21 protein-coding genes and 1 pseudogene are annotated in these 20,299 nt (G+C 70.4%); 16 read left to right on the forward strand and 6 right to left on the reverse strand.

Going from position 1 to position 20,299, the window contains the following annotated elements; all coding sequences use genetic code 11:
• The first annotated feature begins 138 nt into the window (after window positions 1–138).
• Entirely contained in the window at window positions 139–873 is a 735-nt protein-coding gene (locus OG858_RS21240; RefSeq protein ID WP_086749008.1) for a response regulator transcription factor, read from the forward strand.
• Window positions 870–2,333, forward strand: coding sequence for a sensor histidine kinase (locus OG858_RS21245; protein ID WP_327724308.1), 1,464 nt, complete (start codon window positions 870–872; stop codon window positions 2,331–2,333). Before OG858_RS21240 ends, OG858_RS21245 begins: the two co-directional genes overlap by 4 nt.
• A 54-nt stretch (window positions 2,334–2,387) precedes the next feature.
• On the opposite strand, the gene OG858_RS21250 is transcribed toward OG858_RS21245, so the two are convergent.
• The 4 genes and pseudogenes from OG858_RS21250 to OG858_RS21265 form a co-directional block, all read right to left on the reverse strand.
• A complete protein-coding gene (locus OG858_RS21250) occupies window positions 2,388–2,786 on the reverse strand; it encodes a PIN domain-containing protein (protein WP_086749006.1) in 399 nt (132 codons plus the stop codon).
• Complete coding sequence (locus OG858_RS21255; RefSeq protein ID WP_319067748.1) at window positions 2,783–3,091, reverse strand: hypothetical protein; 309 nt, start codon at window positions 3,089–3,091, stop codon at window positions 2,783–2,785. Before OG858_RS21255 ends, OG858_RS21250 begins: the two co-directional genes overlap by 4 nt.
• A 66-nt stretch (window positions 3,092–3,157) precedes the next feature.
• A complete protein-coding gene (locus tag OG858_RS21260; protein WP_319067747.1) occupies window positions 3,158–3,358 on the reverse strand; it encodes a DUF397 domain-containing protein in 201 nt (66 codons plus the stop codon).
• A pseudogene (locus tag OG858_RS21265) lies at window positions 3,355–4,185 on the reverse strand (helix-turn-helix domain-containing protein). Before OG858_RS21265 ends, OG858_RS21260 begins: the two are co-directional and overlap by 4 nt.
• A gap of 148 nt (window positions 4,186–4,333) precedes the next feature.
• Here OG858_RS21265 and OG858_RS21270 point away from each other — a divergent pair.
• Window positions 4,334–4,570, forward strand: a complete 237-nt coding sequence (locus tag OG858_RS21270; protein ID WP_086749002.1) for a hypothetical protein — start codon at window positions 4,334–4,336, stop codon at window positions 4,568–4,570.
• The gene (locus OG858_RS21275) at window positions 4,567–4,857 is read left to right on the forward strand and encodes a hypothetical protein (RefSeq protein ID WP_319067746.1); all 291 of its coding nucleotides are present in this window, start codon (window positions 4,567–4,569) and stop codon (window positions 4,855–4,857) included. The genes OG858_RS21270 and OG858_RS21275 overlap by 4 nt, the downstream gene beginning before the upstream one ends.
• Here OG858_RS21275 and OG858_RS21280 read toward each other — a convergent pair.
• On the reverse strand, window positions 4,854–5,882 hold the full coding sequence (locus OG858_RS21280) for an erythromycin esterase family protein (RefSeq protein WP_319067745.1): 1,029 nt from the start codon (window positions 5,880–5,882) through the stop codon (window positions 4,854–4,856). The two genes, OG858_RS21275 and OG858_RS21280, sit on opposite strands and share 4 nt — an antisense overlap.
• A gap of 92 nt (window positions 5,883–5,974) precedes the next feature.
• On the opposite strand from OG858_RS21280, the gene OG858_RS21285 reads away from it, so the two are divergent.
• From OG858_RS21285 to OG858_RS21295, 3 genes are all read left to right on the forward strand, one after another.
• Window positions 5,975–6,700: a TioE family transcriptional regulator gene (locus tag OG858_RS21285; protein ID WP_319067744.1), complete on the forward strand. Its 726-nt coding sequence runs from the start codon at window positions 5,975–5,977 to the stop codon at window positions 6,698–6,700.
• A 248-nt stretch (window positions 6,701–6,948) separates the two neighbouring features.
• Window positions 6,949–7,809, forward strand: coding sequence for a hypothetical protein (locus OG858_RS21290; RefSeq protein ID WP_319067743.1), 861 nt, complete (start codon window positions 6,949–6,951; stop codon window positions 7,807–7,809).
• Between the two features lie 66 nt (window positions 7,810–7,875).
• Window positions 7,876–8,586 carry a response regulator transcription factor gene (locus OG858_RS21295; RefSeq protein ID WP_086748999.1) on the forward strand — a complete coding sequence of 237 codons (711 nt, stop codon included), beginning with the start codon at window positions 7,876–7,878 and terminating at the stop codon, window positions 8,584–8,586.
• Window positions 8,587–8,702: 116 nt separating this feature from the next.
• On the opposite strand, the gene OG858_RS21300 is transcribed toward OG858_RS21295, so the two are convergent.
• Window positions 8,703–10,514 (reverse strand): bifunctional metallophosphatase/5'-nucleotidase, encoded by a 1,812-nt coding sequence (locus OG858_RS21300; protein WP_086748998.1) that lies wholly within the window; start codon window positions 10,512–10,514, stop codon window positions 8,703–8,705.
• A 287-nt stretch (window positions 10,515–10,801) separates the two neighbouring features.
• On the opposite strand from OG858_RS21300, the gene mshD reads away from it, so the two are divergent.
• The 9 genes from mshD to OG858_RS21345 all read left to right on the forward strand — a co-directional run bounded on the left by mshD (window position 10,802) and on the right by OG858_RS21345 (window position 20,292).
• Window positions 10,802–11,746: a mycothiol synthase gene (gene mshD / locus OG858_RS21305; RefSeq protein WP_086748997.1), complete on the forward strand. Its 945-nt coding sequence runs from the start codon at window positions 10,802–10,804 to the stop codon at window positions 11,744–11,746.
• Window positions 11,747–11,848: 102 nt separating this feature from the next.
• Window positions 11,849–12,271: a GntR family transcriptional regulator gene (locus tag OG858_RS21310; protein ID WP_086748996.1), complete on the forward strand. Its 423-nt coding sequence runs from the start codon at window positions 11,849–11,851 to the stop codon at window positions 12,269–12,271.
• On the forward strand, window positions 12,268–13,197 hold the full coding sequence (locus tag OG858_RS21315; protein ID WP_319318928.1) for an ABC transporter ATP-binding protein: 930 nt from the start codon (window positions 12,268–12,270) through the stop codon (window positions 13,195–13,197). The genes OG858_RS21310 and OG858_RS21315 overlap by 4 nt, the downstream gene beginning before the upstream one ends.
• Window positions 13,194–14,213: an ABC transporter permease gene (locus tag OG858_RS21320; RefSeq protein ID WP_327744239.1), complete on the forward strand. Its 1,020-nt coding sequence runs from the start codon at window positions 13,194–13,196 to the stop codon at window positions 14,211–14,213. Before OG858_RS21315 ends, OG858_RS21320 begins: the two co-directional genes overlap by 4 nt.
• Window positions 14,210–15,265, forward strand: a complete 1,056-nt coding sequence (locus OG858_RS21325; RefSeq protein ID WP_319067740.1) for an ABC transporter permease — start codon at window positions 14,210–14,212, stop codon at window positions 15,263–15,265. Before OG858_RS21320 ends, OG858_RS21325 begins: the two co-directional genes overlap by 4 nt.
• On the forward strand, window positions 15,262–16,227 hold the full coding sequence (locus OG858_RS21330; protein ID WP_327748708.1) for an ABC transporter permease: 966 nt from the start codon (window positions 15,262–15,264) through the stop codon (window positions 16,225–16,227). The genes OG858_RS21325 and OG858_RS21330 overlap by 4 nt, the downstream gene beginning before the upstream one ends.
• Window positions 16,228–16,695: 468 nt before the next feature.
• Window positions 16,696–18,930, forward strand: coding sequence for an RNA degradosome polyphosphate kinase (locus OG858_RS21335; RefSeq protein ID WP_179201262.1), 2,235 nt, complete (start codon window positions 16,696–16,698; stop codon window positions 18,928–18,930).
• Window positions 18,911–20,158 carry a CHAD domain-containing protein gene (locus tag OG858_RS21340; protein WP_319067738.1) on the forward strand — a complete coding sequence of 416 codons (1,248 nt, stop codon included), beginning with the start codon at window positions 18,911–18,913 and terminating at the stop codon, window positions 20,156–20,158. Before OG858_RS21335 ends, OG858_RS21340 begins: the two co-directional genes overlap by 20 nt.
• Window positions 20,155–20,292 carry a hypothetical protein gene (locus tag OG858_RS21345; RefSeq protein ID WP_319264183.1) on the forward strand — a complete coding sequence of 46 codons (138 nt, stop codon included), beginning with the start codon at window positions 20,155–20,157 and terminating at the stop codon, window positions 20,290–20,292. The genes OG858_RS21340 and OG858_RS21345 overlap by 4 nt, the downstream gene beginning before the upstream one ends.
• Window positions 20,293–20,299 lie beyond the last annotated feature (7 nt).

The raw sequence follows: 20,299 nt of genomic DNA on the forward strand, positions 1-20,299 counted from the left end.
GGCGGTACCGCGCGCGCCCCTCCACGGGCGCGGGGAACTGCGCGACCAGCCACAACGCACCCGCACCCGGCAACGCACAAGGAACCCCCACGGCGCCCCCGGCCCTGTAAACCACCGCATCCGAGGAACGAACCCATCATGAGCCCCGCCGAAGGCGCCCCCGAACCCCAGCGCATCCTCATCGTCGACGACGAGCCGGCGGTGCGCGACGCACTCAAGCGCAGCCTCGCCTTCGAGGGCTACGGCACCGAGGTCGCCGTCGACGGCGCGGACGCGCTGGAGAAGGCGACCGCGTACAAGCCGGACCTGATTATCCTCGACGTCCAGATGCCGCGGATGGACGGGCTGACCGCCGCCCGCCGGATCCGCGGCGCCGGCGACACGACCCCGATCCTGATGCTCACCGCCCGCGACACGGTCGGCGACCGTGTCACCGGCCTCGACGCCGGTGCGGACGACTACCTGGTCAAGCCGTTCGAACTGGACGAACTCTTCGCCCGTGTCCGCGCGTTGCTGCGCCGCAGCACGTACGCGTCCGCCCTGACCGACGCCGCCGAGGTGGACGAGGCGCTCACCTTCGCGGACCTGCGGATGGATCTGGCCACGCGGGAGGTCACGCGGGGCGCGCGCCCGGTGGAGCTGACCCGCACGGAGTTCACGCTCCTGGAGATGTTCATGGCGCACCCGCGCCAGGTCCTCACCCGCGAGCAGATCCTGAAGGCCGTCTGGGGCTTCGACTTCGAGCCGTCCTCCAACTCCCTGGACGTGTACGTCATGTACCTGCGCCGCAAGACCGAGGCGGGCGGCGAGCCGAGGCTCGTCCACACCGTGCGGGGTGTCGGGTACGTCCTGCGACAGGGCGGCGCGGAGTGAAGAAGCTACTGAGTCGGTACCACTCCCTGCCGATCCGGGCCCGGCTGTCGATGCTGGTCGCGGCGGCGGTGGCGTTCGCGGTGGCGGCGGTGTCGGTGACGTGTTGGTTCATCGTGCAGGGGAAGCTGGACGACGAGATCAACAACGATCTGAAGTCCATGGTCAGCCGTGCGCTGCCCAAGCAGATGGTTGAGGAGAGCGTCCTCACCGCCTGCCCCGAGGTCCCGTCGCAGTCATTCTTCGGACCGCGGAACAAGGGGTACTCCCAGGTGATCAAGGCGGACGGCACGAGGTGTGTCTTCCCCAACTCCATGGGTGTGGTGAACGTCGCCGATAGCGACAAGGACATGGCCAAGAACCCCAAGATCAAGACCGGGGAGATCCGCAACGGCACGGACAGCGAGGGCAATCCCGTACGAGTACTGGCCACGGCACTCGTGGTCGAGGACGGCGGGGTTCAATACGTGATGCGGAACGCCGCCTATGTGGTGGCGGTTCCGCTCAAGGGCACCGAGTCCACGCTCAACGAGCTGGCGCTGCTCCTCCTCCTCGTCTCCGGCATCGGAGTCGTCGGCGCCAGCGCGGCCGGTCTGGCCGTGGCCCGCGCGGGTCTGCGCCCGGTCGACAAGCTCACGGAAGCCGTCGAACACGTGGCGCGCACCGAGGACCTGAGCATCCGCATCCCCGTGGAGGAGGAGAGCGAGGACGAGATCGCCCGCCTGTCCCGCTCCTTCAACTCGATGACCAGCGCACTCGCCAACTCCCGCGAACTGCAGCAACAGCTGATCGCGGACGCCGGCCACGAACTCCGTACGCCCCTCACGTCCCTGCGGACGAACATCGAGCTCCTCACCCGCAGCGAGGAGACGGGCCGCCCGATCCCGGCGGATGACCGCAAGGCCCTGCTCGCCTCGGTGAAGGCCCAGATGACCGAACTGGCCGCGCTGATAGGTGACCTGCAAGAACTGTCACGCTCGGAGTCGGGCCAGCAGGGAGGCCGGCACCTCCAGGTGGTCGACTTCCAGGAGACCGTGGAGGCGGCCCTGCGCCGGGCCCGTCTGCGCGGCCCCGAGCTGACGATCACGGCTGACCTGCAGCCCTGGTACGTCCGCTCCGAACCGTCCGCCCTGGAGCGCGCGATCGTCAACATCCTCGACAACGCGGTGAAGTTCAGCCCCGAGGGCGGCACGATCGAGGTCTCGCTGGATGCGGGTGTCCTGACGGTCCGCGACCACGGTCCCGGCATCCCCGTCGACGAACTCCCCCACGTCTTCGACCGCTTCTGGCGCTCCCCCAGCGCGAGGGCCCTGCCGGGCTCGGGCCTCGGTCTGTCCATCGTGGCCCGCACGGTCGAACAGGCGGGCGGCGAGGTGTCCCTGTCGCGAGCCGAGGGCGGCGGCACGCTGGCGACGGTACGGCTGCCGGGGGCGGCTACTCCTCCGCCGGAGGCGCCGGAGTAGCCGTAGGAGACTCGGCACCGAGCCGGAAGAGTCCGTGACCACTTCTGGGGAGCCTCAGTAGAAGCCGAGCATTCCAGGGGAGTCGATGTCGATGGCGAGTACGCCCGGCGGGTAGTCGTCCTCGTGTGCCGTCAGAATGATGGACATGCCGCCCGTCTCCAGGTGCGGCGTGGCGACATAGAGAGCATGACAGGTATCAGCTCCGCCCCAGCCGTCACGCACCATCCCGCCCACCGTCACAGCGGCCGTCTGCCCGAGTGGATCGACGTGGATGCCCGGCAGCGCGAGCAGTGCCCGTCCGATGCCCTCGTCCTTCTCCTCCGCCCGCATGAGGCACAGGGAGGGGATGTGCAACCAGTCACCGGGGGTATGCGCGACGTTGTCCGCGAGGCGGTGCATGGCCTCGTGGCCGCGCGCGAGCGCGAGGGCCGCGCCCGTGTCGAGGACGATCACGCGGCGCGCCCCTGGTCAGGGCGCGTCGTCTCGCGGCCGGAGTGCATTTTCTCCGCAGCCATCGCGTAGATATTGGCCAGGACGTCGGGCCCGCCGTCGAACTCCTCGTCGGTGAGCGTGCACCCCATGCGCTCACGCAGCACCTTGCGCGTGGCGGCGACCCGCTCCGCGATCTGTTCCGCCGTCGGCTGCTCCGCGGCCAGCCGCTCGATGAGCTGGCCGAGGGTCATGCCTCGTTCCTTGGCGACCTGGGCCAGATGATCACGGGCCTGCTTGGACACCTGGATGGTCGTGCTTTCTGCCATGGATGCACCATAGCCACACCACGGCGGGAGCGTCCCGCTTCCGAGACCCCCTTCACCCGAAGGTGCTCAGCCGGCCGCGACGACCTTGACGAACGTGGACCAGGCGCGGGGGGAGAACAGGAGCGGGCGGCGGTCCGGGGCCTTGCTGTCCCGGACGGGGACTATGCCGGGGACTTCGTCGGTGACTTCGAGGCAGTTGTTGTCTCCCCCGTCGCTGTAACTCGACTTGCGCCAGGTGGCTGCGCTGAGGTTGGGGGTGCGGTTCATGTGCCGTGCTCCTCCAGTACATCCCTGATGAACGCCAGCGAGTCCGACGGGGACAGTGCCTGATCTCGAAGCCGATCGTAGGACAGGCCGTGGTGCAGAACGTCTTCCGGATCGTCCATCAGCATCCCGCTGCAGAGGCCTTCCGTGTAGGCCACAGCACTTCCGTCCTTCTGCCAGAGGAGGGTCAGCGACCCCTTCCCCATGAGGTGGTGGATGCCGGCGGAGAAAGGCAGCACCTGAACGACGACGTTGGGCCACTCCGCGACAGCCTCGATGCGCAGCAGTTGGCCTTCCCAGGTTTCCGCACTGGCAGAGGGGCGCCGGAGCGCGTTCTCGTCGATGACGAAGCGGACGCTGGGTGCCGGGTTCTTGCGCAGGAGAAGCTGGCGTCCGAGGCGTGCGGCCACCTGTTCCTCGATCGCCTCGGTGCCCTGCTCGCCTGTTGTCCGGGGCCCAGACAACACCTCACGGGCAAATTCCTCCGTCTGAAGCAGTCCGGGCACGTTCGGCGTGTACTTGTACATGAGCCGCGCCGTTCCCTCCAGTCGCATGAACTCCTTCTACTTGTCCTTGAAGGCGTCGATCCGAGCCGACCTCCAGAGACAAACCAGCAGGTCACCGGAGTCGTAATACCCGTCCAGGTCCTCCATGACCGTCACCTTGGACAGCCGCTGACCCGACTCCAGACGGCTCAGATAGCTCTTGTCGTAACCGGTTTCCTCGGCCAGTTGTCCGAGCGACTTGCCTGCCTTCTCCCGCAGGAAGCACAGCATCCGACCGAGCACCGCACGGCCCGAATCCACGTCCGCGTCAACCAGTTCGCCCATGTCACCCCTCGCCGTTGTCTGGGGCGCCAGACAACACCGACCCCCTTCCGCAGCGTACGTCCCACCCGTGACGATCGGAACACGAACGGTAATCACCGCTCGTCAGCCCGACCCTGAAATAACCCTGAGACGAAAGAAGGGCACCGCCATGCGCGCACTCGTCGCCCGGCTCTGCGAGGCACTGCTCCGCTGGGCCGCGCCCGGTCCACCGCCGCCCGAGGCCGAGGAGCCGTCGGAACCCGTCCCTCCTCGCCCACCCCACAAGCCCGTCGACGTCTGGCCCTTCGAGCGCTACGACAACCTCGTACGGCCCTACGTGCTCAGCGCGGAAGAGCTGTACAGCCACGACGTCTTCGGCTTCCACCGCATCGAGGTCCCCGCATGATGGACGGACTGCGTCTGCTGCCGTGGACCACACCCGACGGCAAGCCCTGCTACCTCGACCCGGACACCGCGCACCCCGGGGCCCTCTCCCTCCTCGCCGACAGTGTGGAGGTGTCCCAACTCGGTTCGGCGGAGGAGGTGTTGGCCGGGAGCAGGGCCGTACTGGGGGACGCGGCGGCCGGGGAACGGGCGGTGCGGTTCGCGCTGACGCGGGCGGCGGAGTCGTTGGAGGACGTGGTGCGGATCGCGGTCAGCAGGGGGCGCCGGATCGGCGAGGGCGGCCCCTAGCCGGGAACGGCGATGTGCAGAACCCCGTCGGCTCCTTCGGGGGTCGCCTCGTCGGGGTCCAGGCTGCCGGCGAAGAAGGCGTACCGTTCGCCGATCAGCGGGCTCAGGATGGCGCCGGCGCCGTACCAGTCGAGGTCCAGGTCGCGCATGCGCATATGGCTGAGGCCTCGTCGCAGGTGGAGGTTGTGGCCGAAGACCAGGGTCGGGCCTCGGCCCGCCTCGATGGCGCGGATGTCGAGGAGGTTCTCGACCATGAGGGCGTCGCGAGTGGCGAGCAGACGGGATATGCGGACGCTCTCCTCGAAGGGCTGCGCCAGCTGCTTGTGGTACCGCAGCAGGCCGAGACCGGCGGTGAGGTGGGTCTTCGCCCTGAACCACTCGGCACGTGAGGTCGCCGCGATCAGTTCCGGCGCGCGGGCGTGGAACTCGGTGAGCAGGTCGTCCGCGAGGCAGCGGAGCGTCTCGGCCTCCGACGTGGCGCCGATGGACATGGCCGGGTCCATGACGGCCTCCGTACGACTCCACCGGTCGTCGTCACCCGCGAGGCCCGCCAGATCGACGGCGGCCGCGGAGGCGAGGGAGAGAGACAGGGTGGGGGCTGGGCCTCCTCCGCGGGTCAGGTAGGAGAGGGCGTGTTCGAGGTAGCGGCGCGGGCTGGGCGCGCTCAGGTTCTCCATCTCGGCGTCGAAGCCGTGGAAGGCGAGGCGTTGCTCCGGCGGGCGGGTCCGGTTGTACTCGCGCATCCAGGTGATCAGTTGCCGGTTGGGGGCCATCTCGCCGCGGCCGAACGCGATGCCTTCACGCATCACCTCGTCGAAGTCGCCGGTTCCCTCCTGGACGTGGTCGTTCAGGGTGAGCGCGGGGACGCGGTCGGTTTCGAGGGCGATCGAACGGAAGCCCTGATCGACGAGTCGGGCGAACAACTCGTTGCGGAGGCGGGGGAAGGCCGGCTCCGTGTGCGTCGGTTCGCCGAGGGCCAGCAGGTCGCATGACGGGGTCACGAAGTCTCGAATGTCCTGACTCATGAGCCTCAATCGTATCCTTGACAGATCGGTTGAGGCTTGGGGAGCAAAAGCCGGGTAGTCCTGGCCGTCGACTCCCGTAAAGTCTCAAACCGGTGATCACCTTTCGACCTTCCGACCTCGCCCGCGAGCACGGCCTCTCGACCCAGGCGGTCCGCAACTACGAGCGGGACGGGTTCCTCCCGGCCGCCGAGCGCACCCACAGCGGCTACCGGGTCTACACCGAGGTGCACGCGGCGGCCCTCCGCGCCTTCCTCGCCCTCGTTCCGGCCTACGGCCACTCGGCCGCCGGGCAGATCATGCGCGCCCTGCACGAGGGCTCCCGCGACGACGCCCTGCTGATCATCGACCGTGGCCACAGCCGGTCGCTCCGCGACCGGGAGACCCTCGACGCGGTGCGGGACTCGGTGGACCACCTGATGGCGGAGGCCGGCGCCGGGCGGCCGGCACCGCCGTCGGCCGAGCACGGCACCCGCACCGTCGGGGAACTCGCCCACCGGCTCCAGGTCACCCCGGCGACCCTGCGGAACTGGGAGAACGCCGGCATCCTCTGCCCCGCACGCGACCCGCTCACCGGCTACCGCGTGTACCGCGCGGCCGACATCCGCGACGCGGAGCTGGCCCACCTCCTGCGGCGCGGCGGCTACACCCTGGACCACATCGCCACCGTGGTCCGGCAGATCCGGACGGCCGGCGGCACCGACACACTCTCCGACGCCCTGGACGACTGGCGACGGCGGCTGACCGCGCGGGGCGTCGCCATGCTCGACGCGGCTGCTCGCCTCGGCACGTATCTGGGCCTGCTCGATCGAGGCCCTTGACCGAGGCCCTTGATCGAGTGCCTTGATCGACGACCTTGATCGACGGCCTCGGCGGTGAGGGACCGCCCGCTTTGTGGATCTTGCGTGATGGTTTCGTGACACATCTCTGAGAGAGGTCGGAGAAGGCTCTGACGCGGCTGTGAGGTAGGTCGTGTTCGCTACCGCTGAGTTCTTCGAGTTCTTACGTTCCCCAGACGACAGAACCGGTGACCGCCGACGCCGGCGTACAGCAGTAGGAGCACACAGCCATGCGAACTGCACTCAGGGTCAAGGCATCTCTCAAGAAGGGCGCCCTCGTCGCGGCGTCCACCGCGCTGGCCGTGGCCGGTGTCCTGGCAGGCCCCGGTTCCGCCCAGGCGGCCACCGGGCCGGGCGGCGCGACGAACATCCGGGGCGTGGACCCCGGCAACACCGACTCGATGATCGAGCGGCTGTGCAACCAGAGGACGAGCATGACGGGTGTGTACGGCGCCCTCAACGTCCGGACCGGCGAGTTCAAGACCCAGGACGAGTATCTGCGGGACGTCTTCGGGCTGTTCGTGCCCGCCGGGGACTGGGAGACCTTCCGCGGCTGGTGCGGCAACGCGCAGGCGTCGACCTGGTCCATCACGGGCGCCGCCATCCGCACCTCTCCCTGGATCGGCAACCGGGGGTCGCAGGCCGACAAGGAGACGTTCGTCAGCAGCTACAGCACCAAGACGTTCGCGAAGAAGAGCGTCGGCGCTCAGCTCAGCTTCTCCGTCGCCAAGAGCATCTTCTCCGGCAGCGCGGGCGGCAGCTTCTCGTACGAGTGGGGCTGGGAGAAGTCGTCGAGCTTCGAGCGCCGCAGCGAGAAGGCGATCCCGCCGTGCACCCAGATCGCCATCACCTGGTCGCCGTACCAGCGCGTCGTCCGCGTCAACCCGATCTTCTACGTCGAGGACTACTCCTGGAACAAGGGCAACGGCGAGAAGACCGTCCACACCTGGCGCAACCGGTCCTACCGCACGATCTACTCGCACGGCTACTACATCGACGGCACCTCCGACAAGCTCCTGCCCAACGGCCAGCCCGACGGCCGCGAGGACAAGTGGGAGCAGAAGCTGGACCCCAAGACCTGCGCCAAGTGAGGCTCCCCCAGCCTGCCCACACCCCGCTCCAAGACCAGCCACAGTGGCCGCCCTCACCTTGTGGGGATGGCGCGGAAGATTCTGCTGGTCGATGACGACGGAGCCGTACGTGAGGGGATCGGGCGGCTGTTGAGGTTCGAGGGCTACGAGACCGTGCTCGCCGAGAACGGTCTCGTGGCCCTCGACGCTCTGCGGGCTCCCGGCGGTGAGCCGGACCTCGTCCTGATGGACGTCACCATGCCGGGGCTCGACGGGCTCGCCGCGACCCGGCGGATCCGGGCCTCCGGCTCCACCGTGCCGGTCATGATGATCACCGGCCGGGACGCGGTCGGCGACCGTATCGTCGCCCTCGACAACGGCGCCGACGACTACCTCGCCAAGCCCTTCGCCCCCGAGGAACTCCTCGCACGTGTACGGGCGTTGCTGCGCCGGGGCCAGTCGCTCGCCCTCCGCGAGATCGTCCCCCGCCTCCCCGCGGACCGGCTCGCCTACGCCGACGTCGTCATGGACCTCGGCAGCCGTGCCGTCACCCGCGCCGAACGCCCCCTCACCCTCACCCGCACCGAGTACGCCCTCCTCGAATACCTCCTCCGCCACCCGGTCAAGGTCCACAGCCGTGCCCGGATCTTCCGGGAGGTCTGGGGCTTCGAGTTCGAGCCTGCCTCCAACACCCTCGACGTGTACGTCATGTACCTCCGCCGCAAACTGGAGGGCCGGGGCGAGCCACGCATCCTCCACACCGTGCGGGGGCTGGGATACACGCTGCGCGGGGCGTGAGCAGCGACAGAAGGCAGAAAAAAGCGGTTCCCCGCGCCCCGGAAGGGGCGCGGGGAACCGCGCGATCAGTCACGGACCACCCACGGCCACCCACGGCCTGAAGCAGTCCGCTTCGCCTAGCTGATGATCGTGATCCGGTTGGCCGCCGGCGGCGCGATCGGGCTGGTCGCCGAGGAGTTGGCCAGCAGGTACTGCTCGAGCGCGGCGAGGTCGTCCGCACCGACCAGGTCGTTCGTGCCCTGACCCAGCGTCGGGTAGCCGTCGCCGCCGCCCGCGAGGAAGCTGTTGGTGGCGACGCGGTACGTGGCGGCCGGGTCGATGGCGACACCGTTGAGCTTGATGGTGCCGACGACGACGCGGTCGGCGCCGGTCTTCGTGAGGTCGAGCGTGTACGTCAGACCGGACGACGGCAGCAGCACCTTCGGCGCGGCGGTGTTCGAACCGCTCACCTGCTCCTTGAGGACCTGGATGATCTGGGCACCCGTGAAGTCCTGGAGGTTGACCGTGTTGGAGAACGGCTGGACGGTGAAGCCCTCGGCGTAGGTCACCACGCCGTCGCCCTCGGTGCCCTTGGCCGCGTAGGTGAGCGGCGCGCGCACACCACCGGGGTTCATCAGCGCGAGGTCGACCTCGGGGTCCAGCGTCTTGCCGTACCAGAACTGCGCGTCGGCGATGAGGTCACCCATCGGCGTCTCCGTGCCGACGTTGGCCACATCGCCGGATATGTAACCGATGGTGCGGTTGCCGATGGGGGCGGCGAGCGTGTTCCACCTGCTGATGAGGGCCGTCATGTCGGCGGCCTTCGCGACGGTCCGGGTGACCACGTGGTTCGCGGACTTCACGGCCGTACGGGAGATGTCGTTGGTCTGACGGTCGTACGTCAGCGTCGTGTCGGTGTAGAGGCGGCCGAAGGACGCGGCCGAGGTGACCATGCGCGGCTGGCCCGCCGGGTCGTTGATCGTGCAGGCGTACGCGGCGTGCGTGTGGCCGGTGACGACGGCGTCGACCTTCGGCGTGATGTTCTTGGCGATGTCGACGATCGGACCGGAGATGCCGTCACCGGCGCCGGGCGAGTCGCAGTCGTAGTTGTACGACTGGGAGGCGGGGAGACCGCCCTCGTGGATCAGCGCGACGACCGACTTGACGCCCTGGCTCTCCAGCTCCTTGGCGTACTTGTTGATCGTCTCGACCTCGTCCTTGAACTTGAGGCCCTTGACGCCCTCGGCGGAGACGACGCCCGGGGTGTCCTCCAGCGTCACACCGATGAAGCCGATCTTGACGCCGTTCTTCTTCCACACCCAGTAGGGCTTCAGGAGCGGCTTGCCGGTCTTCTCCTCGATGACGTTCGCCGCGAGGTACGGGAAGTCGGCGCCCTTGAACTTCTTGCCCTCGACGTAGCAGCCGTCGACCTTGTGGCAGCCACCCTTCTGCAGGCGGCGCAGTTCCTTGACGCCCTCGTCGAACTCGTGGTTGCCGACGCTCGTCACATCGAGTTCGAGCCCGTTCAGCGCCTCGATGGTGGGCTCGTCGTGGAACAGGCCCGAGATCAGCGGGGAGGCGCCGACCATGTCACCGGCGGCGGCCGTGATCGAGAACTTCGTGTTGGTCTTGCGGGCCTCCCGCAGGTGCGTGGCCAGGTACTCGACACCACCGGCGTTGATCGTCGTGGTCGTACCGTCCTCGTGCAGCTCGGTCACCCGGCCCGAGGAACCGGCCGGCGGCTCCAGGTTGCCGTGCAGGTCGTTGAACGACAGCAGCTGCACGTCCTGGTACCGCGGCTTGCTCTTGCCGGGCTTGTGAGACTTCGCCTCACCGGCACTCGCCGGGATCGCGGCGGCCAGCGCCCCGACGGTCGCCAGGCCGGCCGCGACGGCGAGGATCCGGTTGCGGCGGCTTCTGCGGCGGTGCGCTTGGGGTGTGGCTGACATGTGCCCCCCTGGATTCGTGAGATGTGAGAGAAACGTGAGAACAGGCCCCGTCGGGCCGAAGCGTAGGGTCAACGCGCGTAGCGCGACAGGGGGTTCATGGTTACGACCTGGTTGCCGTCGGGGAGGAGTAGGAATGAAACGGCACGTATGGGGGCGTGGGACCGTGACATCCGGGGCTCCGCCGCGGGGCGCGATCAGCCACATTCAAGCCGCGGTCGCGGGACAACGGGAGACAACCGGGCTCGTGGGGCGCTCCCTCGGCCCACCCCGCGGTTAACCTCGAACCCATGACCAGCGACGACACCGCCCGGCCCGGCTCAGCGGCAAGCGCAGCCGCCGCCCGCAGTATCGAGACCCGCCTGGACCTGACCGCCACCCAGAAGGACGCCGTACTGGCCCTGCTGGAAGAGGCCGCCCAGGTGGACGGCCAGCAGGCGGTGTCCGAGCAGGGCCGCCTCCAGCTCCGCGGCGGCCCGCGGGACGGCGTACGGCACCTCCTCCTCAGCGTCGGGGACGACCTGGTCGGTTACGCCCAGCTGGAGGACAACGACCCCGTCGAGGCCCCCGCCGCCGAGCTGGTCGTCCACCCCTCCCATCGGGGCCACGGCCACGGCCGGGCCCTCGGCTCCGCCCTGCTCGCCGAGTCCGGCAAGCGCCTGCGCGTCTGGGCGCACGGCGGCCACTCCGCCGCCCGCCACCTCGCCCAGGTCCTCGGCCTCACCCTCTTCCGCGAACTGCGCCAGATGCGCCGCTCCCTGGCCGATTTCGACCCGCCCGAGCCGGTACTGCCCGGCGGCGTCACCGTCCGCGCCTTCCGCCCCGGCGAGGACGACACGGCCTGGCTCACCGCGAACGCGGAGGCCTTCGCCCACCACCCCGAACAGGGCTCTCTCACCCAGCGCGACCTCGACGACCGCAAGGCCGAACCCTGGTTCGACCCGGCGGGCTTCTTCCTGGCCTTCAAGGGTGACGAGCTGGTCGGTTTCCACTGGACGAAGGCGCACACCGACGAACAGCTCGGCGAGGTCTACGTCGTCGGTGTCCGCCCCGGCGCCCAGGGCGGCGGCCTCGGCAAGGCCCTCACCACGATCGGCCTGCGCCACCTGGCCGCCCAGGGCCTGCCCACCGCGATGCTCTACGTCGACGCCGACAACAAGGCGGCGGTGACCGTGTACGAACGCCTCGGATTCGTGACGTACGAGACGGACCTGATGTACCGCAGCGAAACCTGACGTACCCGGAGTTTTCCACAGGCTGGGGGCGGTGTTGTTGACATCGCCCCCTCTCTTGCACCACCCTTTCACTACTCAATTAGTGAAAGGGTGGTTGTCCGAGTGGTCGAGTACCGCATCGACCGGCGCAGCGGTGTCGCCACCTATGTGCAGATCGTCCACCAGACCAAACAGGCCCTGCGGCTGGGCCTGTTGGAACCGGGCGACAAGCTCCCCACGGCCCGCGAGGTCGTGGAGGCCACCGCGATCAACCCGAACACGGTGCTGAAGGCCTACCGCGAGCTGGAGCGCGAAGGCCTGGTCGAGGCCCGCCGCGGCCTCGGCACGTTCGTGCGGAAGTCCCTGGGCGCCACGCCCGTCGACTCCCCGCTGCGGGCCGAGCTGGACACCTGGGCCGTACGGGCCCGGGAGACCGGGCTCGAACGGGACGACGTAGCGGCGCTCTTCACGTCCGTACTGGACGAACACTTCACCAAAGACCAGCAAGACCGGCGAGACCAGAAGGATCAGGGGGACGAGGCATGACGGGGACCGCGATGGAGGCGGCCGCGCTCGGCAAGAAGTTCGGGTGGCGGCAGGGGGGCTGGGCGCTGCGCGACTGCACGCTGCGGCTCCCGATGGGGCGGGTGTGCGCGGTCGTCGGACCGAACGGCGCGGGCAAGTCGACACTCCTGGCCCACGCGGCCGGGCTGCTCGGCCCCACCGAGGGCGCGATCAGTGTGCTGGGTACGACCCCGGCGGCGGCCCGCGAGCGCATCGCCTACGTCGCCCAGGACAAGCCCCTCTACCCGCAGCTGACCGTCGCCCAGACACTGCGGCTGGGCCACGAACTCAACCCCGGGCGCTGGGACGCGACCGTCGCCGAGCGGGTGGTGGACGCGGGCGGGCTGAACCACGACGCCAAGATCCGCTCCCTCTCCGGCGGTCAGCGCACCCGGGTCGCGCTCGCCCTCGCCCTCGGCAAGCGGCCCGAACTGCTGCTCCTGGACGAGCCGATGGCCGACCTCGACCCGCTGGCCCGGCACGAGCTGATGGGCACCCTGCTCGCGGACGCCGCCGAGCACGGCACCACGGTTGTCATGTCCTCGCACGTAGTGGCCGAACTGGAAGGCTCCTGCGACCACTTGTTCCTGCTGGGCGCCGGGCGCGTACGGCTCGCGGGCCCGCTGGACGAGATCCTCGCCGCACACACCCTGGTCACCGGCCCGGTCGGCGATCTCGCCCCGCACACGGTCGTCGAGTCCCGCACGACGGGGCGTCAGCTCAGCGCGCTCATCCGCCCGCAAGGCCCCGTCGGCCCCGGCTGGCAGACCGCCGAACCGACCCTGGAGGAGCTGGTCCTCGCCCACCTGAGGGCACCTCAGGCCCCGGCCCTCACCATCGACGACGAGGGTGACGACGCCCACGCCGGCGAGACCGGCGGGGCCGAGACGCGGAGGGCTGCCGTATGAGCACCACGACCACCGAGACCGTCTGGTCCGCCCGCTCCGAGGACCCCGCCCCGGCCCCCGCCCCGGCGATGATCCCGACCCGGGGTCTGATCCGGGCGACGCTGCGCGTGCACCAGTCGGCGCTGTGGTTCTGGGGGCTGCTGGTGGTGCTGGCCGCCGGCGGGCTGCTGTGGGCCGCCGGACCGGGGGTGGACGCGGCCTGGGCGGAGTACGTGAAGAGCGGCTGCAAGGAAGTCGACTACTGCGAAGTGGGCCCCGCGTACAGCCGGTTCGACCTGACCGTCGGCCTCGCCTCCACCGCCCTCGCCGTCGCTCCGATCCTGATCGGCGCCTGGGCGGGCGGTGCCCTGATCGCCCGCGAGCTGGAGAGCGGCACGGCCAGGCTGGCCTGGACCCAGTCCGTCAGCCCGGCCCGGTGGCTCGCCGCCAAGCTCGCGGTCCCGGCCGCCCTGATCGCCTCGGGGACGACCCTGCTGACCCTGCTGCACCGCCTGGTGTGGTGGTCGGACGAGGAGCTGCGGCACACGCTCGGCACCCGGGACTGGTTCACACCCACGACCTTCGCGGCCAACGGCACCGCCGCCACGGCCTACGCCCTGCTCGGGCTGGCCGTCGGCGCCGTCGCGGGCCTGCTGCTGCGCCGCTCCCTGCCCGGGCTCGCCGTCGGCCTGCTGGGCACGGGCGTCCTGATGGCCACGCTCGAATCGAACCGCCACCGACTGTGGCCGGTCGAGACCCTCGTCTCCAAGACCGCGGAGCCGGCCTGGAGGGGCTGGACGGGCGAGATGGTCGACCGCGGCTTCATCACCAGCACGGGCGAACGCGTCTCGGACGTGGCGTGCACGGACGACGCCTGCGGTCGGACCGACGCCGTCGCCTTCTACACCGACTTCCACCCCTCCTCCCACTTCTGGCCCCTCCACCTCGTCGAGACCGGCATCGTCCTCACCGTCACCGCCCTGCTGGTCCTGGCCGCCTTCCGCCTGCTGCGCCACCGCACGGGAGGTGCCGTATGACCACCACGACCGCCCCTGCGCCCGCCGAGGCCCCCGCGCCCGCCGAGGCCCCCGCCCCCCGTGGCGGGCTCCGCCTCCGCGGCCTGACCTGGGCGACGCTGCGCCTGCACACCTGGGCGGCGGTGTGCTGGGCGGTGCTGGTCCTCGTCGCCGCCGGAGCACTGCTCTGGGCGGCGGGGCCGGGCGTGGACGCCGCCTGGGCCGGCTATCACACGGAAAGCTGCCAGGGCCACGGGCTGATGAGCGAGGGCTGCAACCACGGGGCCCCCGCGCTGGAGCGGTACGAGACGGCCGTCACCGTCGGTTCGTCGCTCATCAGCTTCGCGCCCCTGCTCGTCGCCCTCTGGGCCGGAGCCGCGCTGATCGGCCGCGAACTGGAGAACGGCACGGCCCAACTGGCCTGGACCCAGTCCGTCACCCCGGCCCGCTGGCTCGCCGCCAAGCTCGCCGTCCCGGCCGCCCTGCTCACCGCCGGCACCCTCTTTCTCGTCCTTCTGCACCGAACGATGTGGTCGGCGCACATCACGCAGGGCAGCGGGCCGTGGTACTGGCAGGAGTACTACGACGAGTTCTTCGTGGGCAACGGCCCCCTCGCCGTCGGCCGCGTCCTCCTCGGCCTCGCCGTCGGCGTCCTGATCGGGCTGCTCACCCGACGCTCCCTGCCCGCAATGGGTTTCGGATTCTTCGCCATGACCGGTCTGCTGTACACGCTCGAAGAGCTGCGCCCGTACCTCTGGTCGCCCGTGACCGCGACGACGACGGCGGAACACGGTCCCCCCGATGCCATGGGCATGACCCTCAGCCGCGGCGCCCTCACCTCCAGCGGCACCCGCATCCCGAACCCCTGCCTGACCGACGCGGGCTGTGACAGCGTCCCCGACCTGGCCGGCTACTACAGCGACTACCACCCCGCCTCCCACTTCTGGCCCCTCCACCTCGTCGAGACGGGCATCGTCGTCGCCGTCACCGCCCTGCTGGTCGCGGCCTCCTTCCAGCTGCTGCGCCGCCGTACCGGAAGCGTCACGTCACCGCGCGAAGGAGGCACGACATGACCGCCACGACCGTTCCCGCACCCCCGGGCACCCGCCGCGGTCTCGTCCGCACCGTGCTGCGCGTGCACCGCTCGGCGCTGCTGGTGTGGACCGCGTACGTGCTGGCCATGGCCGGGTGGATGCTCTGGCTGCGGTTCGTCACCCTGGACGACGTCCGGCGGGAGAGCGCCTCGTGCGCGGGGCGCGGCGGATGCGTCGACATCGAGTCGGCGATGTCGTACAGCACGAGCATGAGCACGATCGGCACGCTCGTCTCGTACCTCTGCTACGGCGTGGCCGCCTGGGCCGGGGCTTCACTGACCGGCCGTGAGCTGGAGCGGGGCACGGCCCAGCTGGTCTGGACCCAGTCCGTCACTCCGGTGCGGTGGCTCACCGTCAAGTTTGCGGTGCCCGCTGCCGCGCTGACCGCCGGCACCACCGTCCTGGTGCTGTTCTACCGCTGGGCCTGGCCCTCGGACCGGGACCTGCGCGGCGACGAGTGGTACTACACCGACCCCTTCGTGAATCGGGGCCCCGCGGTCCTGGCGTACGCCCTGTGCGCACTGGCCGTCGGCGCCCTGGCGGGCCTCGCCCTCAGACGTGCGCTGCCCGCCCTCACCGTGGCTCTCGGCTTCATGGTCGCGTTCCGCGCATGGCTCGACGTGCGGTACGACGAGCTGTGGCCGTCCACGACGCTCACCGGCACCGCCGCCAGTCGGCTGCCGATGACGGCGGACCAGCTGGAGGTGGGCGCGATCACCCGCTCCGGCACTCGCGTGAACGACCTGACCTGCTTCGACGTCGATTCCGACCTCGACTACACCCGGTGCATGAGCGGGAAGAGCTTCACCGACCTGTACGCCGAGGTGCACCCGGCGTCCCACTTCTGGCCGCTGCACCTCATGACGACCGGCGTCGTCCTCGCCGTCGCCGTCCTCGCCACCGCCGCCGCCTTCTGGCTGCTGCGCCGCCGCGCACGCTGACGGCCGGCCCATCGACCCGGCACGCCCCTCCTACGGGGGGAGGGGCGTGCCGAAGGCGTACGGCAGGTGAACAGCGCGCGACGGCTGAACGGCGTACGCCGGGGCCCGGCGCAGGTCCGCGCGGAACCGGCGGGCCTCCCCGCGCTATCCCGCACGTAAGGTCTCCGTAACCCTCGATTCAGACGAGCTTGCGACGCTTCCGCAATGAACCCCGTCGTGCCCGAGCCCTCGCCTCCCCCACGCAACGGCCCAAGCAACGGCCCAAGCAACGGGAAGAGCACGGGGAGCGGACCCCGTGCGGCCGTTTTTGTCGCCCCGGACCACGCCGCCGATGTCGTCGACGTCGTCGCGCGCATCGACGCGGACATCGCCGAGAACGACGCCGCGAACGCCTCCGCGCCCGTCCTCACACTCCCACCGGCCCTGTCCGACGCGCCTGTGACGCTCGCGGCGCGGAAGAATGGTGTCATGAGCCAGTCCAACGCCCAGGCAGACCAGGTCCAGCACGCACAGCCGACCGTCGGCTCCATAACGGGCCACCGCCCGCACACGGTGTCGGCCGTGGTCTCCGACCTGGAACCCGACATCGACGCCGACCTCGACGGGTACGAGGAGGAGGAGCACGAAGGCGGAAGGCTGCCGCAGGGCCGTTTCCTCGACCGGGAACGCAGCTGGCTCGCCTTCAACGAGCGCGTCCTGGAACTGGCCGAGGACCCGAGCACCCCCCTCCTCGAACGGGCGAACTTCCTGGCGATCTTCGCCAGCAACCTCGACGAGTTCTTCATGGTCCGCGTGGCCGGTCTGAAGCGCCGTATCGCCACCGGCGTGGCCACCCGCTCCGCCTCCGGCCTCCAGCCCCGCGAGGTGCTGGAGATGATCTGGGCCCGCTCCCGCGAGCTGATGGCCCGGCACGCCGCCTGCTTCCACGAGGACGTCGCCCCGGCGCTGGCCGAGGAGGGCGTGCACCTGGTCCGCTGGAGCGAACTGGCGGAGAAGGAGCAGGCCAGACTCTTCACGCTCTTCCGCCACCAGATCTTCCCGGTCCTGACGCCCCTGGCCGTCGACCCCGCGCACCCCTTCCCGTACATCTCGGGTCTCTCCCTGAACCTGGCCGTACGCGTGCAGAACCCCGTGACCGGCACCTCGCACTTCGCCCGCGTCAAGGTGCCGCCGCTGCTGTCCCGCTTCCTGGAGGCCTCCCCGGGCCGGTTCGTCCCCCTGGAGGACGTGATCGGCGCCCATCTGGAGGAGCTGTTCCCGGGCATGGAGGTGCTGGAGCACCACGCCTTCCGGGTCACCCGCAACGAGGACCTGGAGGTCGAGGAGGACGACGCCGAGAACCTCCTCCAGGCCCTGGAGAAGGAGCTCATGCGGCGCCGCTTCGGGCCGCCGGTGCGCCTGGAGGTCGAGGAGAACATCAACCAGGAGGTCCTGGACCTGCTGGTGCGCGAGCTGAAGATCAAGGAGTCCGAGGTCTACCCGCTGACCGGGCCCCTGGACCTCACCGGCCTCTTCCGCATCGCCTCCCTGGACCGGCCCGAGCTGAAGTACCGCAAGTTCGTCGCCGGCGTCCACCGCGACCTGGCCGAGGTGGAGTCGGCGTCCGCACCCGACATCTTCGCCGCCCTGCGCAACCGGGACGTGCTGCTGCACCACCCGTACGACTCCTTCTCGACGTCGGTGCAGGCGTTCCTGGAGCAGGCGGCCGACGACCCGGACGTCCTCGCGATCAAGCAGACCCTGTACCGGACCTCCGGCGACTCCCCCATAGTCAACGCGCTCATCGACGCGGCCGAGGCAGGCAAGCAGGTCCTCGTCCTGGTCGAGATCAAGGCGCGTTTCGACGAGCACGCGAACATCAAGTGGGCACGCAAGCTGGAGGAGGCCGGCTGCCACGTCGTCTACGGCCTGGTCGGTCTGAAGACCCACTGCAAGCTGTCCCTGGTGGTCCGTCAGGAGGGCGAGACGCTCCGCCGCTACAGCCACGTCGGTACGGGCAACTACCACCCGAAGACGGCGAGGCTGTACGAGGACCTGGGCGTGCTGACGTCGGACCCGCAGGTCGGCGCGGACCTCTCCGACCTCTTCAACCGGCTCTCCGGCTATTCGCGCCGCGAGACCTACCGCCGCCTCCTCGTCGCGCCCAAGTCCCTGCGCGACGGCCTGATCGCCCGTGTCAACAAGGAGGTCCAGCACCACCGTGCCGGACGTCCCGCGCACGTCCGTATCAAGGTCAACTCGATCGTGGACGAGGCGCTCATCGACGCCCTGTACCGGGCCTCGCAGGCGGGTGTGCCCATCGACGTGTGGGTACGCGGCATATGCGCCATCCGCCCCGGCGTCCCGGGCCTGTCGGAGAACATCCGGGTCCGCTCGGTCCTCGGCCGCTTCCTCGAACACTCCCGGGTCTTCGGCTTCGGCAACGGCGGCGAGCCGGAGGTGTGGTTCGGCAGCGCCGACATGATGCACCGCAACCTCGACCGCCGGATCGAGGCCCTGATCCGGATCACCGACCCGGCCCACCGGGCGGCACTCAACCGCCTGCTGGAGACCGGTATGTCCGACACGACCTCCTCCTGGCACCTCGGTCCCGACGGCGAGTGGATCCGGCACTCCACCGACGCGGACGGCCAGCCCCTGCGCAACGTCCAGGAGATGCTCATTGACGCCCGGAGGCGCCGGCGTGGCACAGCAACACCTTGACCCCACGGACCCCACGGCCGTACCCGCCGATGCCGTCGCCGGCTATCTGCGGGCCCAGGCCACGGAGTTCCTCCGCGCGCTGCGCACCCACCGCGAGACCGGTGGGGGCGCGGCGTCGGGTGCCGAGGAGTCCACCGACGCGGCCCTGGCCCTGCGCCGCTCGGCCCGCCGCATCAGCGGCACGCTGCACACCTTCCGCCCCCTCCTGGACACGGACTGGTCGGAATCCCTCCGCCCCGAACTGGCCTGGCTGTCGGGCACACTGGGCCGCGAACACGCCTACGCGGCCCGTCTGACCCGCCTGGTGACAGCCCTCAACCGCCTCTCGGGAGCGACCCCGTTCCCGACCCAGCCGGCCATGCCCACCCGCGCCACCGCCGCGGGTGGCCTCGCCACCACCTCGGGCGTCCGCTCCGCCGGTGGCCGTGCCGGCGCCGCCGCCTCGACCACCGGTGGCCGTTCGACCGCCGCCTCCGCTGTGGGCAGTCGTTCCGCCGGGGCGGAACGGGCGGGCACCGGGGGCACCTCCCAGGCCTTCAAGGCACCGGGGGAGGAACCCGGCACCGCCGGGCCGGGTCCGCGCCCCGCGGCAGCCCCCGACCGCGGCAGTCTCACAGTCGGCGCGGCAAAGGCCGGCGCCCTCCTGGACCGCCAGCTCACCCTCGCCCGCACCCGGGCCCACTCCGCCGCCCTCCAGGCCCTCGGCTCCAGCCGCTTCCACGCCGTCGCCGACAGCGTCGCCGTCCTCGCCAGCGAGGTCCCCCTCACCCCCATCGCCCCCACCGCGGACCTGCGCCCCCTGGCCGCCGCCGCCCACGACCGCCTCCGCGACGCGGTCATCGGTCTTCCCCTCCACACGGCCGGCCACCCGTACAACGCCGAGGCCCTCGTCCACGGCCTCTCCCCGGACACCGCGCCCCACCCCCAGGACTCCCCCTGGCACCAGGTACGGCTCCTGCTCCGCCTCCACCGTTACGCCCTGGAGGTCCTGTACCCCGAGGCCGTCCCCGTCGACGTACGCCTCCTCGCGGCCGGCGAGGCCCTCAACCGCCATCGCGACGCCTCCGAAGCGGCTTCCGCGGCGGCCGCCGCCGCCCGCACCCCCCGCATCGCCCCGGCCACGGCCTACGCCCTCGGCGTCCTCCACGCCGACCAGCGCCACGAAGTGGAGGCATCCCGGTTCGCGTTCCAGCAGTCCTGGCAGAAGGAGGCGGTGAGCACGTCGTGACCGAGAGCACCGACGCCGCCATCCGGGCGACGGGCCGCGTCCTGTGGCGCCGCTCGCCCGACGTCGCGGACCTGCGGATCCGTCCGGTCCACCGGCCGCACTGCGACGAGTCGTGTCATCGCTCATCACGGTGAAAGAACC

The sequence above is a fragment of the Streptomyces europaeiscabiei genome (genome assembly GCF_036346855.1).
Taxonomy (GTDB): domain Bacteria; phylum Actinomycetota; class Actinomycetes; order Streptomycetales; family Streptomycetaceae; genus Streptomyces; species Streptomyces europaeiscabiei.